Source organism: Sphaerochaeta halotolerans, from assembly GCF_003429665.1.
Classification (GTDB): Bacteria; Spirochaetota; Spirochaetia; order Sphaerochaetales; family Sphaerochaetaceae; genus Sphaerochaeta; species Sphaerochaeta halotolerans.
On the sequence record NZ_QUWK01000005.1, the window covers coordinates 173,783 to 189,400 of the forward strand.

General features: G+C 48.2%; 17 protein-coding genes. 5 read left to right on the top strand and 12 right to left on the bottom strand.

The window, feature by feature from the left end; genetic code table 11:
• The first annotated feature begins 84 nt into the window (after positions 1 to 84).
• Together DYP60_RS06200 and DYP60_RS06205 are read left to right on the top strand one after the other, a co-directional pair.
• The gene (locus tag DYP60_RS06200) at positions 85 to 1,386 is read left to right on the top strand and encodes an O-acetylhomoserine aminocarboxypropyltransferase/cysteine synthase family protein (protein ID WP_117330022.1); all 1,302 of its coding nucleotides are present in this window, start codon (positions 85 to 87) and stop codon (positions 1,384 to 1,386) included.
• Positions 1,377 to 2,294 (top strand): homoserine O-succinyltransferase, encoded by a 918-nt coding sequence (locus DYP60_RS06205; RefSeq protein WP_117330023.1) that lies wholly within the window; start codon positions 1,377 to 1,379, stop codon positions 2,292 to 2,294. Before DYP60_RS06200 ends, DYP60_RS06205 begins: the two co-directional genes overlap by 10 nt.
• On the opposite strand, the gene DYP60_RS06210 is transcribed toward DYP60_RS06205, so the two are convergent.
• The 3 genes from DYP60_RS06210 to DYP60_RS06220 are packed head-to-tail and all read right to left on the bottom strand — an operon-like array spanning position 2,273 to position 4,505.
• Positions 2,273 to 2,992, bottom strand: a complete 720-nt coding sequence (locus tag DYP60_RS06210; RefSeq protein WP_117330024.1) for an MTAP family purine nucleoside phosphorylase — start codon at positions 2,990 to 2,992, stop codon at positions 2,273 to 2,275. The two genes, DYP60_RS06205 and DYP60_RS06210, sit on opposite strands and share 22 nt — an antisense overlap.
• Positions 2,989 to 3,996, bottom strand: a complete 1,008-nt coding sequence (locus DYP60_RS06215) for a translation initiation factor eIF-2B alpha/beta/delta subunit family protein (protein ID WP_117330025.1) — start codon at positions 3,994 to 3,996, stop codon at positions 2,989 to 2,991. Before DYP60_RS06215 ends, DYP60_RS06210 begins: the two co-directional genes overlap by 4 nt.
• Positions 3,996 to 4,505, bottom strand: coding sequence for a nucleoside deaminase (locus DYP60_RS06220; RefSeq protein WP_117330026.1), 510 nt, complete (start codon positions 4,503 to 4,505; stop codon positions 3,996 to 3,998). The genes DYP60_RS06215 and DYP60_RS06220 overlap by 1 nt, the downstream gene beginning before the upstream one ends.
• Positions 4,506 to 4,728: 223 nt before the next feature.
• Here DYP60_RS06220 and DYP60_RS06225 point away from each other — a divergent pair, with 223 nt between their 5' ends.
• On the top strand, positions 4,729 to 5,982 hold the full coding sequence (locus tag DYP60_RS06225) for an FKBP-type peptidyl-prolyl cis-trans isomerase N-terminal domain-containing protein (RefSeq protein WP_117330027.1): 1,254 nt from the start codon (positions 4,729 to 4,731) through the stop codon (positions 5,980 to 5,982).
• 275 nt (positions 5,983 to 6,257) lie between these two features.
• Here the strand turns inward: DYP60_RS06225 and DYP60_RS06230 are convergent, their stop codons facing one another.
• The 4 genes from DYP60_RS06230 to DYP60_RS06245 all read right to left on the bottom strand — a co-directional run bounded on the left by DYP60_RS06230 (position 6,258) and on the right by DYP60_RS06245 (position 9,845).
• A complete protein-coding gene (locus tag DYP60_RS06230; protein ID WP_117330028.1) occupies positions 6,258 to 6,647 on the bottom strand; it encodes a NanQ anomerase/TabA/YiaL family protein in 390 nt (129 codons plus the stop codon).
• A complete protein-coding gene (locus DYP60_RS06235; protein ID WP_117330029.1) occupies positions 6,647 to 7,288 on the bottom strand; it encodes a cytidylate kinase-like family protein in 642 nt (213 codons plus the stop codon). The genes DYP60_RS06230 and DYP60_RS06235 overlap by 1 nt, the downstream gene beginning before the upstream one ends.
• A gap of 80 nt (positions 7,289 to 7,368) precedes the next feature.
• Positions 7,369 to 9,087, bottom strand: a complete 1,719-nt coding sequence (locus DYP60_RS06240; RefSeq protein WP_117330030.1) for a cyclase family protein — start codon at positions 9,085 to 9,087, stop codon at positions 7,369 to 7,371.
• Positions 9,084 to 9,845 carry a DNA-3-methyladenine glycosylase family protein gene (locus DYP60_RS06245; RefSeq protein WP_117330031.1) on the bottom strand — a complete coding sequence of 254 codons (762 nt, stop codon included), beginning with the start codon at positions 9,843 to 9,845 and terminating at the stop codon, positions 9,084 to 9,086. Before DYP60_RS06245 ends, DYP60_RS06240 begins: the two co-directional genes overlap by 4 nt.
• Before the next feature lie 94 nt (positions 9,846 to 9,939).
• On the opposite strand from DYP60_RS06245, the gene DYP60_RS06250 reads away from it, so the two are divergent.
• Positions 9,940 to 10,608: a hypothetical protein gene (locus DYP60_RS06250; protein ID WP_133299302.1), complete on the top strand. Its 669-nt coding sequence runs from the start codon at positions 9,940 to 9,942 to the stop codon at positions 10,606 to 10,608.
• Here the strand turns inward: DYP60_RS06250 and DYP60_RS06255 are convergent.
• From DYP60_RS06255 to DYP60_RS06270, 4 genes are all read right to left on the bottom strand, one after another.
• Positions 10,589 to 11,020, bottom strand: a complete 432-nt coding sequence (locus tag DYP60_RS06255) for a hypothetical protein (RefSeq protein WP_117330033.1) — start codon at positions 11,018 to 11,020, stop codon at positions 10,589 to 10,591. The genes DYP60_RS06250 and DYP60_RS06255 overlap by 20 nt on opposite strands.
• Positions 11,021 to 11,050: 30 nt before the next feature.
• Positions 11,051 to 11,980: a cysteine synthase A gene (cysK, locus tag DYP60_RS06260; RefSeq protein ID WP_117330034.1), complete on the bottom strand. Its 930-nt coding sequence runs from the start codon at positions 11,978 to 11,980 to the stop codon at positions 11,051 to 11,053.
• 90 nt (positions 11,981 to 12,070) lie between these two features.
• The gene (locus tag DYP60_RS06265) at positions 12,071 to 12,487 is read right to left on the bottom strand and encodes an RrF2 family transcriptional regulator (RefSeq protein ID WP_117330035.1); all 417 of its coding nucleotides are present in this window, start codon (positions 12,485 to 12,487) and stop codon (positions 12,071 to 12,073) included.
• Positions 12,484 to 12,891 carry an RrF2 family transcriptional regulator gene (locus DYP60_RS06270; protein WP_117330036.1) on the bottom strand — a complete coding sequence of 136 codons (408 nt, stop codon included), beginning with the start codon at positions 12,889 to 12,891 and terminating at the stop codon, positions 12,484 to 12,486. Before DYP60_RS06270 ends, DYP60_RS06265 begins: the two co-directional genes overlap by 4 nt.
• A gap of 168 nt (positions 12,892 to 13,059) precedes the next feature.
• On the opposite strand from DYP60_RS06270, the gene DYP60_RS06275 reads away from it, so the two are divergent.
• On the top strand, positions 13,060 to 14,103 hold the full coding sequence (locus DYP60_RS06275; protein ID WP_165849522.1) for an AbrB family transcriptional regulator: 1,044 nt from the start codon (positions 13,060 to 13,062) through the stop codon (positions 14,101 to 14,103).
• On the opposite strand, the gene DYP60_RS06280 is transcribed toward DYP60_RS06275, so the two are convergent.
• Positions 14,100 to 15,617 carry a DUF1846 domain-containing protein gene (locus tag DYP60_RS06280; protein WP_117330038.1) on the bottom strand — a complete coding sequence of 506 codons (1,518 nt, stop codon included), beginning with the start codon at positions 15,615 to 15,617 and terminating at the stop codon, positions 14,100 to 14,102. The two genes, DYP60_RS06275 and DYP60_RS06280, sit on opposite strands and share 4 nt — an antisense overlap.
• Position 15,618: the final 1 nt, after the last annotated feature.

The window sequence follows — 15,618 nt, forward strand, 5'->3', positions numbered from 1 at the left end:
GGTAACCGACCACATGCGAGGCTTCTGAACAGAACATAGAAGACCCGGCGTAGCCAGGTCAATATCGTCATTCAGGAGTTTACCATGCAAACCAACAATACATATCATTTTGAAACCCTGGCCCTGCACGCAGGACAAGAAAAGGCCGATAGCGCAACTGGATCCCGCGCAGTACCTATATACCAGACAACCAGCTACGTCTTTGACAACTGTGATGATGCTGAGTCGCTTTTCAACCTCTCCAAGGCCGGAAACATTTATACCAGACTAGGGAACCCAACCCAAGAAGTATTCGAGAATCGGATGGCTCGTCTGGAGGGAGGAATTGGGGCATTGGCTGTTGCCAGTGGGTCGGCTGCCATTACCCTTACCATACTCAACTTAGCCAAGAACCAAGACCACATTGTCTCAGCGAAGACCATCTACGGGGGAACCTACAACCTTTTTGCTCACACGCTTCCTGAGTGGGGGATTACCACCACCTTTGTGGATGCTACAAACACCATCGAAGTGGAACAAGCTATCCAAGAAAACACCAAGGCCCTGTTCGTGGAGTCCATAGGAAATCCAAACGCAACATTGTGTGACCTGCAGGTCTTGGCTGAACTTGCTCATCGCCACAAGATACCACTTGTGGTGGACAATACTTTCGCAACCCCCTACCTGCTCCGTCCTATCGAGCATGGAGCTGATATCGTGGTTCACTCGGCAACAAAGTTCATCGGCGGCCATGGCACGTCCCTTGGTGGCATCATCATTGACAGCGGGAACTTTGATTGGAAAGAGAGCGGAAAGTTCCCCTCAGTAACAGAACCGAACGACAGTTACCATGGGTTGAGTTTTCTGGATGCAGCAGGAAAAGCTGCCTGGATTACCAAGGCCCGTACGGTCCTGCTCAGGGATACAGGACCTTGCATTGCCCCACTGAATGCATTCCTGTTCCTCCAAGGGCTGGAAACCCTTCCCCTACGTCTAGAGAGACATGTTCAGAATACATTGAAGGTGGTCGAGTTCCTTTCTGGTCATCCTCGTGTTGCCAAGGTGCAGCATCCCAGTCTGGAGGATAACCCCTATCACACTCTCTACCAGCACTACTTCCCCAAAGGGGGCGTCTCGATTTTTACCTTCGATATCAAGGGGACTGGGGAAGATGCAAAGGCGTTCATTGACCGACTGCAGATTTTCAGCCTTCTCGCCAATGTAGCGGATGTAAAATCGCTGGTAATCCACCCAGGAACAACCACCCACTCCCAACTCACCAGGGAGGAGTTGGAAAGCCAGGGAATTACAGAGACCACCGTACGTCTTTCAATCGGATGTGAACACATTGACGACCTGCTTGCTGATCTTGCGCAAGCTCTTGGGGAGGATCCATCATGCCAGTAACCATTCCCAAGGACCTCCCTGCTGGGGAGGTCCTCAAACAAGAGAATATCTTCTTCATGACTGCTGAGCGCGCAATCCACCAGGATATCCGCCCGCTCAAGGTTGCAATTCTCAACCTGATGCCAAACAAAATGAGAACAGAGGAGCAGTTTCTCCGTTTACTTGGCAATACTGCCTTGCAGGTTGAGATTACCTTTCTGACCACTGCAAGCTATCAGAGCAAAAACACCCCTTCATCCTATCTGAAAGCATTCTACAAGACCTTTGACCACGTGAAGGAGGAGCACTATGATGCACTCATCATCACAGGGAGTCCTGTAGAGACCCTTGCATTCGAAGAGGTGGCCTATTGGCAGGAGTTGGAGACAATCCTCCGTTGGGCAGACAAGCATGTATTCGCTTCGCTCTTTGTCTGTTGGGCTGCCCAGGCTGCCCTCTATTATTACTACGGCATTGGGAAACAGGTATTGGACAAAAAACTCTCAGGCATCTACAGCCATACCGTGCGAGACAGGAATCATCCACTGGTTCGAGGGTTCGATGACGTATTCTGGGCTCCTCACTCACGGCATACCACGCTCGATGAAGCGCGTCTTGCAAAACACAAGGAAATCCAAATCCTAGCCACCAGCAAGGAAGCGGGAGTCTACTTGGCTGCAAGCCAGAATGGAAGACAGGTCTTTGTCACAGGACATAGCGAGTATGACGAGAGAACACTCCTGGATGAGTATACCAGGGACATTGCGGCCGGAGCCGATGTCCAGCTTCCGGTCAACTACTTTCAGGGAGATGATCCAGAGCAAGAAATATTGGTAACATGGAGAGGCCATGCAAATCTCTTGTTCAACAACTGGCTGAACTACCATGTCTACCAGAACACTCCCTATCACTTGGAGGAACTTGACTGAAGTACATTGCAACACAGCTCAGTCATACTTCCCTTCAATGAAGCAATCTGCTCATCGGTGATGAACGTAACGTGTTCATGCTCGATTCCTGCTGCCCAGTTGATACTGTAGGCAAGGGCGAGCGTGGATATGTTGGCTTCGCGGAGCAGAGAAACCTCTGTTGCCAAGGTCATACCCACAATATCGCCACCGATACAACGCAGGTAGCGTATCTCGGCAGGGGTTTCCAATCTGGGACCGTTGGTACAGATGTACACCCCTGAATCGAGGAGGGATTCATCCTCTTTTAAGATTTTGGCTTTCAACGTAGCATCGAAGACCTCATCCATGGATGTGTGCACCACCCCACGCTCTCCTCCTGTATAGAAGGTATGTTCCCTCCCGGAGGAAAGATCCACAAAATCACTGACCAAGCCAACCTTTCCCGGGGCCAGCTTCTCAGTAATGGAGCCTACCGCATATATTCCAATTGCATGAGTTACCCCAAGTATCTCAAGCGCTTTCACATTAGCACGGTAGTTGATCAAATGAGGAAGAATGGAGTGATCCGACCCATGGCGGGGAAGAAAGACCAAGGAAGCATCCTTACCCTTTCCTACAAACAACGCAACATCCCCGTAGGGAGTATTCACAACCTGTCTCTCTGAATCGATCCCTTCCAAGGTATCGACTCCAGTACCACCAATAATTGCTTTCATTGAAAATTCCTCTTGATCTCTTCTGGTTTTAGTACCCCTTTCCCAGTGACAACCCCTGTTACCAAATCAGGAGGGATGATGTCAAAGGCCGGGTAGAGGGCCTGCATTCCATTAGAGGAGGTAGGGTTTCCCATGCACTGGGTCACCTCCTCAGCGTCACGCCACTCCATCTGTATGTCACGTGCATCCAGTTTCGTTGGGTCAGGAGAGACAGAGAAGGCATAGTAGGGAACCATGTAGCGGTGTGCCGCAATGGCATTGCCAAGGGTCCCCACCTTGTTCACGACTGTTCCATCCATACAGACCAAGTCTGCAGCAGTCATGTAGATATTCGCATCGCCGGTACTAAGGAAGGTTGCTCCCATTCCATCGGTGATTACGCGAACATCGATACCCATCTCCTCTAGGGAGGGGGCAGTAAGCCGGCTTCCTTGTAAGTACGGTCTTGTTTCCGGGACAAAAACAGTGATATCTTTTCCATCCTCTTTTGCATACGCAAGGGAGAGGAGGAAGGTATGCTCTGCAAAGCAAGTGGTCAGCACTCCAGCCTTATCTGGGATGAGAGCACTGCCTTCTTTCCCAAGCTGGTGGTAGAGCTGGTCAAAAACAGCTTTCTTGGCTTCCACCAAAGGCTCCACTTGTGCGACAAAGTCAGGATCCCCTCGCAACTCTTCAAGAAGCGCAAGCAAGGACCGTTTCATCGTAGTGTTGGTTGGCCGTGAAGCAATAAGCAATGCAGCTGAACGCTCGAGCTCAGCAAAATTTTCTTGTATGATTCCCTCTTTCATCTGCTTAGAGACAAACTCCATGGCAGTGAGAGCGACATCCAAAGGCCCACCACCCTGGGTAACCATCCGCTTCAAGGCTGAGGCAATCTCAGGGACAGAGGAACAACGCTCAAAGCGTTTCTCAAACGGGTAGACCCGTCTGTCCCCGATCAAGAGATGTTTCCCCTCTATTCGGACAATATTCTCACTCCTCAAGAGATAAGGAAGGGAAATCATCAATGTATCCAGAAGGAGCGATGATCTTCCACGATAGCCTTGAGCAGTGCTTCATCCTCTGCTGGCCCTACCACCTCCATGTCCTTCTGCCCATGGGCGAGGACATCGTGACTGGGAAGGTTGAATGTGGGATTCTGCTCGTCGGCTCCGGTCAACTCGAGAAGTTTCTTCTCCGTGATGCCAAAGACAAGCCTCCTTACATTAGTCCAGTACATTGCACCGGTACACATCACACAAGGCTCTGCATTGGTGTATAGCGTACATGTTGCAAGGAGCTCTGGATCGTACAGTTTGCTTGCCTTGAAGAGCAGCAGGGTCTCTGCATGCATGGCAGACCCGCCTTCCTCATAATCATTCATTTGTTCAAGCAGAATCTCTCCATCCTTGTCAGCCAGCAAGGCTCCAAAGGGATGATTACCGTTCTCTTTTGCCTGATGGGCAATTCTCACTGTCTCATACAACAGCTTTATATCCTGCTTATTGGGTTTGCTTCTCTTGATTGTAGGCATCTCAGCTCCTCTCTTGTTGTATTCCTACCCTATCATGAGCGGCTTTGGTTGGCAATCGGATGCAAGTACATAAAACTTCATGAAACGCATATCTAGTGCCATTACAATGGCTAAGGGCATGGTTTTCATGGTGTAGGAAATCTTCTTGCATTGACGTTTCTTAAAAGAGCACGTACATTATAGTAAGTTGTAAAAAGCAACGAACATACAAAAAGGAATTACTATGAACAAACCTAATCGAACAAGAATTATTGTGACATTGTTAGTGTTGATGCTCATCTCGACTGCATTGTTTGCAGCTGGAGCAAAGGAAGCTCATCCTGATGCCGTCACCGTGCGAGTACTTTCCTCTTTCGACCAGCAAGGCCAGAGAGCTTTTACTGTCAGGACATTAGAAAACGTGGATTTTGTATTCATGACCAACAGCATGACAGAGTCAACATATCCCGTTGCATCCATTTCACGTGGGGATTATCTAGAGGTAGTTGTCAATAATGGCATTGCATCAGATATCCGATACATCAACCCCTTGGTTGCCACCGGTATACTCCCCTACAACATCAGCACTGCACAGGCAACAGCACTGGAAAGCCTTGAGGATCGTTTCAGTTACACCTATGGATTCATGTTGATCCAGTCTTTTGCAAATCAGGGATTGTTTTTTGATGCAGGATACTATGTAAAGGGCGCCCTGGATGGATATAATGACTCCCAGAGCGATACGTTAAGCGGTTATTACACACTTGAAGAGTTGTATGCAAACGTTGAGCAGTATCAGGCAGAAATCTGGAGTACCGGTCTTGCCCAAACCAATTACGGTAAATCCTATGACAGCATCGAAGATGTCAGAAATCTGAAAAAGCCGGAGAACATTGCAGAAGCATTCAGCTATACCTATGGTTATCTGTTGGCTCTGAACATGGCCGGCCAAGGCCTCCATGTCAATGGCGATCTCTATGCGAGTGGAGCCTTGGACTATGCAAGTGGCAATCAGTTGTTGATGAATGAAGCTGAGATGCAGACTGCCTTCATCGAGTACCAGCAGAAACTTGAGAAAGAGTACGATGCTTGGCTTGCTGAAGTTGCGGTAACGAATCTTGAAGAAGCTGATGCCTTCCTGGAACAGAACAAGACCAATGATGGTGTCATCACCACAGCCAGTGGCTTGCAATATCAGGTATTGACCCCAGCGGAAGGCAAGAAACCTACTATGGCCGATACCGTAGAGGTTAACTACCAGCTGCAAATGGCTGACGGAACGGTCATTGAAAGTTCATATGATACGGGAGAGACTGCTCACTTCCCTGTAAATGGTTTGATCGACGGGTTTACTGAAGCGCTTCTGACCATGAATACAGGAAGTGTGGTAAGAACCTGGATCCACCCATCCCTTGGCTATGGCGAGGCAGGAACCGATACCATTCTTCCCAATTCATTGCTTATCTTTGATATTGAACTCGTCGGTATTGATAAGTAACGTACATTGTTTTGATTTTATCGGGCCGTGGAATTATTCCATGGCCCTTTTCTTTACTCCCTAGGTATTCATCCCCTCTTTGGATATATTGATCTCATGTCTGATATCTTACGCAGCCCCTTTCAGGTACAAAAGCTTTCAGTGATTTACAGTATCGGTTCCATCTGGAACTGGTCTTTCTCTTCATCCAGAGGCTGGACGAACATACAATGCTGGTTGCAGCTATCAAGAACCATCATGCTGATTCCTTCCCACTCGCTTGGTAGGGAATCAATTCAAGAAACAGGATCAGGAAGGGTAAAAACCACTTTCTTGACCTTTGTCTGTGTGATTCGGTGCTGCTTATGGCGGAAAGATTCGCCATTCCTAAGCATAACAAACAAGCCTGTAGTGCATTGTGTCACCACCTCTACTGATGCCCCGCGCTGCAGACTGAGTAGCTCCTCCCCTTCCAAGAGGATGTGTATCTGGTTGCCTTCAGCCTGATCTAACACTCCGCTCGGCACACTCTCATACTCCATCACTTGATAGGAAATGCCATCAACCGTATAGGTACCAGGTTCATCATTGTAGGGGATACTGCGATCCATTATGGTTATGATACCCTGCATCGCAGGATGCAGGGTACGATACCATTCGAGATTATCCAAGAGATCTACAAGCATCAGATCGCCTTACCTTTGTTTTTCTGCCAAAGCTGTTCGTAGTAGATGATCTGCTCAACACACCCATCAATACCCAGCTTTCCACTGTCAAGACTCAAATCATAGGTACGACACATACCCCACTTGCGATCACTGTAGTAGTTGTAGAAGTTCGCTCTTTGCTTGTCCGTTTTCAGGCACACATCCTCAGCTTTCTTTTCTTCAACCTCATACACACGAATTGCACGTTCTACTCGATTTTCCAGATCGGCATGAATGAAGATATTGATGGTATTCTTCATTTCCCTGAGTACGTAGTCTGCACACCGGCCTACTATCACACAGGGGCCTTCAGATGCAAGCCGCTTGATTGTCTTGTTCTGAATCAGGAAAAGTTGGTCATTCAGCGGCATCTCGGTAACACCCAAGGCCCCGCTGGCCATAGGATAGTTGCCCATTACAAGGGAATAGAAGATACTGCTGGTCGCTTTCTCATCAGCATTGGAGAAGAGTGCCTCACTGAGGCCACTGTCCTGTGCACTGATGGCTATGAGTTCTTTGTCATAGAAGGGAATTCCCAGTTTTTCCGCCAGATTCTTCCCTACTTGCCGTCCGCCGCTTCCAAACTGTCGCCCAATGGTAAATACGGTGTTTGTGCTCATATGAGGTTCCTCCACTACCTAGAGTATACCATATCAAGGAGAAGTGTGTAGTGACCTCATCGAATAAGAAAGAGAAAAGGCTACCTTGTGGTAGCTATTACCCGCGTGGGCGCACCATCTGCATCCTTGAAGAAGAGGGGGAGACAGGTAAGCTGCACCTTCGTTGAGACTATCGCTTCAAGATTAACCAAGTTCTCAATAATTAGGGCATCCTTGGCAAAAAGTGCGTGATGTATGGGAAAAGAGAGGTCCCCACTACGGTCACAGTTTGGTGTGTCAAAGCCAAACAAACGAACTCCCCTGGAAAGCAAACTGTTTGCGCAAGCTACACTCAGTTGGGCGCTTCCTGCAGTATAGAACAACACTGCATCACAGGAAGGATCAAGATCGGGAAGGTCTTCTGGTTGCATTGTTCCAAGATTCCGGCAGTCCATCACAAACGCCAAGGCAATGAATCTGGATACTGGGTACTGGTCAAGTGTTTTGCCTGTCTTCAAGAGATGGGCTGGACTGTCCATATGGGTGCCTGTATGGGAGCCAAGAGAGAGCCTTGTCAGATTCCACCCCTCTCTCTCGATGGTATGAACTTGTTCCAAGATGGTATCGGGGTCTCCAGCATAACTTGCCTGGCCACTCTCCAACCGCTTGGAGAGATCATAGTGATGCATGGTTGCTTCCCGCTTCCGCTCTTGGTAGAGCTGATGACTGAAAGCCTTCCTGGCTGTCTCAAAGAGAGTCCTACGGAAATCAAGATGTAAATCTTGGGAAGCCAACAGGTCATTGAGTCGGAAAATCAGGTCATTTGCAGCTTGGTCAGCCATACGCTGCACTGCTTTCACCTGATGACGATAGGTGAGATAGTGCACAGCCCGGTTCCTGTATTCCATGACCATACTCTTCGCTTGTGCCGTTGCTGCCTCCCTACGGGGTAGTGGCACGGAGAAATCTTCCAGGGTGAACACTTCAACTCCATTTCGCTCTGCCAGCAACGGATTGACATCCCTCACCGGGGCGAGGTCAATAAAAAGTTGGGGGACTCTGGGGCTGTCCAGATCAACGGTATACTCCATTCCCTTTGTGGCACTGAGCACCACACTGAATGAAGCAAAATGATCAAAACGCTCCTCATAGGCAAGTGCCTGCACACCTTTTGGAAGCAGGAGATCTGCTTTTTCAAGATCCCTGAAGGTCATGGTCACCTGGTATCCCTTTTCAGCTAGGATTTTTGCCACCAAACGTGCCAATGCACTACTTCCAATGAGCAGCACCTGCTTATCCACCTTCCTCTCCTCCAAGAGCGTGAGCACCGCCATAGCCACCGTCTCATCGGGAATCTGCAGATCCACTGTCGAGTGTACCGCTTTGGCGCTGGTAATAGCTTCCCTGAAGAGATACTCCATACTCGGAGAGGCACAGCCGTGTATCCTACTTCTCAAGAGGCTTGTGTGTACTTGAGAGATAATCTGATCTTCTCCATAAAGTGGACTGAGCAATCCACAGGTCAAAGAGAAGAGATGGTCAATTGCATCCTCCCCTATGATGCTGTAGGTATGCTCTGACCAAGTGAGCACTGGAAGTGAGAGTGCTCTCAAGAACGGTTCTTTGACTGCAATCTTGGGATTTTCACACCAGAGTTCCACACGGTCACAGGTAGAGAGTACGATTACTGCATCACTACGGGTTTGCTTACGGAGTTTTATGGTAATAGAGGCCAACTGTTCTTCAGTGAATGAGAACTTTGTGTGGATGGAAGGAGGGAACTGATCAAAACGGATTCCCAAAACCGATACGCTTATCATAGTCTGCCTCCTAGGCGCTCCCCATGGAACAGATACTGTTGTGCCAGTGCTGCATACGGTGCAAAAAATGTCTTATCTTTTGTGGGATAGTATTTCTTCATCACTTTCTGCATCCAGGTATCAAGAGGAAATGCCTCCATGTGATGGTAGCCAAACAACAGGATACAAGAAGCAACCTTCTCTCCTACCCCCCTGATACCTATAAGCTGTTCCTTTGCCGATACATAATCCAAGGTATTGAGGGATTCAAGCAACTCAGATTGAGCGATGGTACTGACTAGGTACGGTGCCCTGAATCCCATTCCCAGTGCTCTAAATTCCGCCTCAGTGACACTTTCAAGCTGACTGGGCCTGGGAAAGGCAAACACACCAGGGGCAACCTCGGTACCATAGGCTTCCGAAAGGGAGCGATACATGCTCCTGATTCGCTTGATATTGTTGTTCTGGCTCAGCAAGAAGCTGACCAATACTTCCCATGGATCCTGATTGAGAATATGGATACTCCGGTACTGTTTGATACGTGCAGCAAGATGCGGATCACGTGCGCTGAGCACTCGCTCAGCCTCGTCGTATTCCCATTCCATATCAAAATAGTGAGAGAGCATGGCATCTTCAGTTACCAAGGCATAAAAATCCTGTTCCTCAAAGATAACATGACGCCCTCCCAGCACCGCTTCATAGCGGTTGCCTTCCTTGGTCCAGGCAAATGTTTGTCCGCAGAACAACGTTGCTTCCAGATTGATGAGGGTGTCATTCATAGCCGCAACAATACCAAAGCTCTTTGTATCTTGCAAGTAAAGTATGCATCAGTTCTATTAGCCATTATGGCATCATTGTGCTATACTGCCTTCCATGAATCAAGCAATGCAGGGCATACGAGCAACTATAAGCGATGAAATTTTGAGCTCTCGCTATCGATTCATGGTCCATAATAAGGGAACGATTCTCTCTTATTTTGACCTGGGACAGATCAAGACAGTTGCAAAGGTCCTGGCAACGCTCGAAGCTGATTCATTTTCACTGCACTACCCGTTCAGCTTTGCTGACCTACACCTTCAAGCCTATCCGGAGATATCGGCTGTCTATAATACACTGGATTTTGCCCAGCAGTGTCAGGTACTCGATAGTGCAATAGAATATGGAAAGAAAGGAATTTGCAAAGCATTGATTGCAATCGACTATCAAAGCGGTTTTACGACAATCCTAGCCTTGGGGAAAACCCAGGAAGACCTGATGCAAAGAGCGCTTTCCTACATAGGAGATCCCTTGGTACAAACATTGATTGATGAATCATCCGAGAAAGAACTCTTGGAGCTTCTTCAGAATATCCGGCCGTTTCTCCAGCAAGCAGAGCATAGTGACAAACGGTATGCATGCCATAGCATTGCCTGCAGTGAGGAATTTTTTCTCTCTCATCTTTTTTCAATTCTACTGGATGTACCTTTTACAGTTGCTTGGGGATTGGAGCGAGACAGCCAGGGAAGATTCATTCCCACCTATCTTATGGGTGAGAATGGTTAGTCACTGCTACCAAACCATTGAACAAGGCCGTAAATGACCCATTTTGGCTCGGTAGGGAAAGATTCTGGGAACGAGTGTTGATGAACATCACAGGAGCAAAATACACCTTTGCCTGTTCCTCGGGTGCATGCTTGAGCACCTGTTTGATCACCTCCTCACCAAGGTGAGGGTGGTTGGGGTACATACCCACTCCAACAATAATCCACCAAAGTTTACCATTTTGCTTTCTCGCCTTGAGCTGTGGATATCGGTTCCTGCTGCCACTACGGAACACAACCGAATACCCCATCTTCTGAAGGGTCTCTTCAACGTAGGCAATCCCCATGGCATACAGCGCACCATCACTGAGCAACTTGTAGGAAGCTGCTGTTCTTGCTGCCTCAATTTGTGGATATCGGAACAATGCTCTCATAGGTAATTATACCACAATCATCTGATTTTTCTAGTTGTCTTCAAACAACCAAGTAGAGAGATACCGTTCGCCGGAATCAGGAAGGAGTACAACAATGGTCTTCCCCTTCCACGCTGGGTCTGCAGCATATTGGAGTGCAACATACATTGCCGCTCCGCTGGAGATACCAACCAGTAAGCCCTCTTGTTTTGCGAGAGAACGTGCAGTCTTTCCTGCCTTTGCATCCTCTACCGTCGCAATTTCGTCAATAACCGAGCGGTCCAGATTCTTGGGAACAAATCCTGCTCCAATGCCCTGGATCTTATGGGGGCCACCATATCCTTCACTCAAAACTGGGCTGGTGGAGGGTTCAACTGCAACAATCTTAACGTGGGGATTCTGTTCCTTAAGGTACTTTCCTACCCCACTAATGGTTCCCCCTGTACCGACACCAGCAACAAACAAATCGACGTGGTGCGCGGAATCTTCCCAGATTTCCACACCGGTGGTCCGGTAATGGACAGCTGGATTATCGGGATTCTCAAACTGGCTTGGAATATACGCGTGTGGGATTTGCTCTGCGAGTTCTTCCGCCTTCAAAATGGCTCCTTTCATTCCAAGAGTACCTTCAGTGAGGACCAACTCAGCACCCAATGCCGAAAGCAGTTTTCTTCTCTCAACACTCATTGTATCAGGCATCGTTATAATTACCCGGTAGCCTTTTACTGCAGCAACATAGGCAAGGCCTACCCCGGTGTTACCACTGGTGGGTTCAATAATGACGGAATCGGCAGTAAGCAAACCACGCTGTTCGGCTCCCTCAATCATGGCAAGGGCTACTCGGTCCTTGACACTGGAAAGCGGGTTGAAGCTCTCCAACTTGGCAAGTACAATTGCATCGCCATCATGCAGTCGTTGAATCTTGACCAAAGGAGTATTTCCAATTTTCTCTGTAATGTTCTGGTAAATATGTCCACTCATCAGGTAACCTCCATTGCCTTAGCTATATATCCTAGTAATATTATAGTTTATATAGTATTTAAAGCACAACCCTTTGTCAAGGCCAAGCTATCAAATCATGTAGGTAAACCATTCTGCCCTGGTCACTTCGGCTAACGATATGTTTTCAAATACCTTTCGTACTTCCTGGTCCAAATTCTGGTAAAAGTGCAACCTGATAACCCTTTCAATGGCAGATTCTTGTCCTGGTGCTGTTTCTGCAAAGGTAATAGTTCCTTCCAGAAGATCGAGGACATCGTAGATGGCAATCTTCTCCGGGTTGCCCTTCAATTGATACCCGCCTCCAGAACCTTTGACTGAGGTCAAGAACCCACCACGAGTAAGCATAAGTGCCACCTGTTGCAAGTACTTCTCACTGAGCTCTTGACGACGAGCAACTTGGGAAAGGGCGACAGGACCTTCATTCCGATGTTCAGCCAAGTCTACAAGTAATCTCAAGCCGTATCGGCCGCGCGTGGATATTTTCATATTCCTCCCCCCACTTCCTGTTCAACCAAGTGTGAGGCAAGGTCTTCTATATAGACCTGCTTTGAGTAATCTACTACAGCATTTTGTAGCAACGACCAAATCTGGTGCGTCTTGCAAGCTTCGGATCGCCCACAATCCTGACAAGGTGCAGGATGAAAGTCACCTTCACTGGCGCTGAGAACATCGTGGCAAGTAATACCACTACGAGCGATTCGGTATCCACCCTGGACACCTCGTTCTGCAACGACGAGTTTTGCCCGTCTTAGAGGGATCATCAGCTGCTCCAGGTATCCACTGCTGATACCAGTCGCTTCACTGATTGAGCGTATGCTACAGTTCTCCTTGCAAGTGGCCAGATAGACCATGGTCTGCAACGAATACCTACCTTTAGTCGATAATTTCATATCTAGAAGGTATCAGTAGGTAATCGTGACGTCAAGCATCTGACAGGTATCAATAATTGTATACAAACAGTTCAACAAACACCCTATTTGTGCTACAATAGCTCTCATAATCATTAGTTAGATGGTATACAACACTCCTATGCAGGAGCAATGCATCAAGGATTTCCTATGAATTTACTTCCATTACTCATATTGCATGGTGCCGGGGTGGCAGGAGCACTACTCTTACGGCGGTTACGCATACCTGCGGGGACCCTGATCGGAGCCCTTGTGGCAGTAATGATCCTCAATAGTTTTCAGTCAACTGCAACTACATACCCCAAAGACCTTCGGGTCTTTGTCCAGATTTTCAGTGGATTGGTGATAGGCACCCGATTCACCCGCGCAGATATCAAAACGCTGAAAACCATGGTTTTCCCTGTCATTATCCTTGTGGTGACGCTCCTCACAACCAATCTCCTGTTCGCCTTCATCATGTATCATTTCACCAGCTTGAGTTTCATGACAAGTTTCTTTGCATGTGCACCTGGAGGCGTCTCTGATTTGGCGCTTGTTGCCACTGATTTCGGGGCAGTGATGGAACACGTTGCACTGTTGCAACTCTTCCGTTTGGTCTCTGTAATCATCGTATTCCCTCCTATGATCAGGGCGATGCTCAAGATTGATGAAACAGTTTCCCCTGCAAAAGAAAAATCACGTGCTGGATCATCCAAATCTGTCCCAAGTCACTGGTTCCTTGTTACCATTGCTTGTGCATTTGCAGGGGGATTGCTCTTGAATGCTGCAGGAATCCCTGCCGGTGCAATCCTCGGTTCCATCGTTGGGGTGGCACTCTTGAATCTAGCCAGTGACAAGGCAACCTACCCAAGAATTTTGAAAATGTTGGTACAAATTGCCGCTGGGTCCTACATTGGAAGTAGGATTACCATTCAAACATTGTTTGACATCAAGATTCTACTACTGCCTGCTGTGATTCTCACCATTGAGCTCTTTTTCATGGCTTTTTTCACTGCGGCAATTCTACACAAGATTTGCCACTTGGACTGGGCGACCAGTCTCTTCTCTTCCACTCCAGGAGGAATTCAGGAGATGGGGTTAATCAGTGACGAGTTGGGACTAGAGACCCCCAAAATCGTCCTGATGCATACATTTCGCATCCTGGCGGTCCTGGGGGTTCTTCCCTTGATAGCCGGTCTTTTTGGTGGTATCTAGGCTGGATTATACATGGATGAGGTAGGAAATCTGGGTTCACTGGTGACATTGAGGACCAGCTTTCTCAATCCCGAGGAGTCCCCACTACTTGGAATATGCGTCATGTGCACTTCACACCCTTGAAGGAGGGGAAGTACATCACTTGCTTTCTTGGCGTTCTCACTGATTGCACAGCTCATAGCAAGGCATATGAGCACCTCATCGAGATTCAGACTTACACCCCTTCCCTTAAGCACATCACGCTTCATTGCTGTCACAGATTGCACAATAGCGGGTGAAATGAGATCAATCTCGTGATCAATATCCGCTAATACCTTCACAGCATTGAGAATCAAGGCTGATGAAGCGTGGAGGAACGGTGAGTTGCAACCAGTGACAATCCGTCCATCGGGCAACTCTATAGCCGCAGCACAAACTATTCCGTTTATGCCCTTGTTTCGTTCAATACCTCTCTCGAGAGCATGCTTGGCTGCGGGCACCACGTTACGGTTTTCACTCGACAGCTTGGCCCCCTCCATGATCGAGAGACTCCGCTCGACTGTAACCTTGCTACCGATACCCTGAACATATTCACAGGCCGCCCGATAGTAACGTCTGATGATCTCCTGCTCGCCCGCTTTCCTGACGACCTCATCATCGATGATGCCAAATCCACAACGATTGACCCCCATGTCGGTAGGGCTCTTATAGAGACACTCCTTGCCGGTAATCTTGCTCAATATCCGATTGAGCAGGGGATAGGCTTCCAGATCCCTGGAATAGTTGACGGTAATCTGGTTGTAGGCACTTGCATGGAAGTGGTCGATAAGATTCTTGTCTCCAATATCAGCAGTTGCACTCTCATAGGCAATATTCACAGGATGGTCAATCGGAAGATTCCAGATGGGAAAAGTCTCAAACTTTGAGTAACCACTATGTCGGCCAGCCCTGTAGTCATGGTACATCTGGGAGAGGCAGGTGCCAAGCTTCCCTGAACCTGGTCCGGGACCGGTTACGATAACCACTGGTCGGTCGGTTTCAATGTAGGGATTTGCACCGTATCCTTCATCACTGACAATCAGATCTACATTATTCGGGTATCCATGAGTGGCGCGATGGGTATAGACGGTGATGCCACGTTGCTCAAGAATGTTCTTGAAGTGGACCGAGCCAGGTTCCTCGTCAAATCGGGTTATCACCACACGGGAGACCTTCAATCCCCACTTTGAGAAATCATCAATCATCTTGAACACATCAGTATCATAGGTGATACCGAAATCACTGCGCATTTTTCGTCGCTCAATATCTCCACTATGGATACAGATAATGACATCAATCTGTTCCTTGAGCGACTGAAATACACGCATCTTCACATTAGGGTCGAATCCGGGAAGCACGCGCGATGCATGGTAGTCGAACAGGAGCTTGCCCCCACATTCCAGATAGAGCTTCCCATCACTCTGTTTCACTCGCTCGAGGATATAGTGACGTTGCTCCTCTAGATACTTCTCGTTGTCAAATCCAATTGCACGCACG

What these genes read in the sequence shown, in the direction of transcription:
- DYP60_RS06235 (WP_117330029.1), bottom strand. Translation starts at nt 7,288, where the DNA reads ATGAGCACAAACACCGTATTTACCATTGGGCGACAGTTTGGAAGCGGC.
- DYP60_RS06215 (WP_117330025.1), bottom strand. Translation starts at nt 3,996, where the DNA reads ATGATTTCCCTTCCTTATCTCTTGAGGAGTGAGAATATTGTCCGAATA.
- DYP60_RS06275 (WP_165849522.1), top strand. Translation starts at nt 13,060, where the DNA reads ATGAATTTACTTCCATTACTCATATTGCATGGTGCCGGGGTGGCAGGA.
- DYP60_RS06205 (WP_117330023.1), top strand. Translation starts at nt 1,377, where the DNA reads ATGCCAGTAACCATTCCCAAGGACCTCCCTGCTGGGGAGGTCCTCAAA.
- DYP60_RS06270 (WP_117330036.1), bottom strand. Translation starts at nt 12,891, where the DNA reads ATGAAATTATCGACTAAAGGTAGGTATTCGTTGCAGACCATGGTCTAT.
- DYP60_RS06255 (WP_117330033.1), bottom strand. Translation starts at nt 11,020, where the DNA reads ATGAGAGCATTGTTCCGATATCCACAAATTGAGGCAGCAAGAACAGCA.
- DYP60_RS06230 (WP_117330028.1), bottom strand. Translation starts at nt 6,647, where the DNA reads ATGCTTGTAGATCTCTTGGATAATCTCGAATGGTATCGTACCCTGCAT.
- DYP60_RS06240 (WP_117330030.1), bottom strand. Translation starts at nt 9,087, where the DNA reads ATGATAAGCGTATCGGTTTTGGGAATCCGTTTTGATCAGTTCCCTCCT.
- DYP60_RS06200 (WP_117330022.1), top strand. Translation starts at nt 85, where the DNA reads ATGCAAACCAACAATACATATCATTTTGAAACCCTGGCCCTGCACGCA.
- DYP60_RS06210 (WP_117330024.1), bottom strand. Translation starts at nt 2,992, where the DNA reads ATGAAAGCAATTATTGGTGGTACTGGAGTCGATACCTTGGAAGGGATC.
- cysK (WP_117330034.1), bottom strand. Translation starts at nt 11,980, where the DNA reads ATGAGTGGACATATTTACCAGAACATTACAGAGAAAATTGGAAATACT.
- DYP60_RS06220 (WP_117330026.1), bottom strand. Translation starts at nt 4,505, where the DNA reads ATGCCTACAATCAAGAGAAGCAAACCCAATAAGCAGGATATAAAGCTG.
- DYP60_RS06225 (WP_117330027.1), top strand. Translation starts at nt 4,729, where the DNA reads ATGAACAAACCTAATCGAACAAGAATTATTGTGACATTGTTAGTGTTG.
- DYP60_RS06245 (WP_117330031.1), bottom strand. Translation starts at nt 9,845, where the DNA reads ATGAATGACACCCTCATCAATCTGGAAGCAACGTTGTTCTGCGGACAA.
- DYP60_RS06265 (WP_117330035.1), bottom strand. Translation starts at nt 12,487, where the DNA reads ATGAAAATATCCACGCGCGGCCGATACGGCTTGAGATTACTTGTAGAC.
- DYP60_RS06250 (WP_133299302.1), top strand. Translation starts at nt 9,940, where the DNA reads ATGAATCAAGCAATGCAGGGCATACGAGCAACTATAAGCGATGAAATT.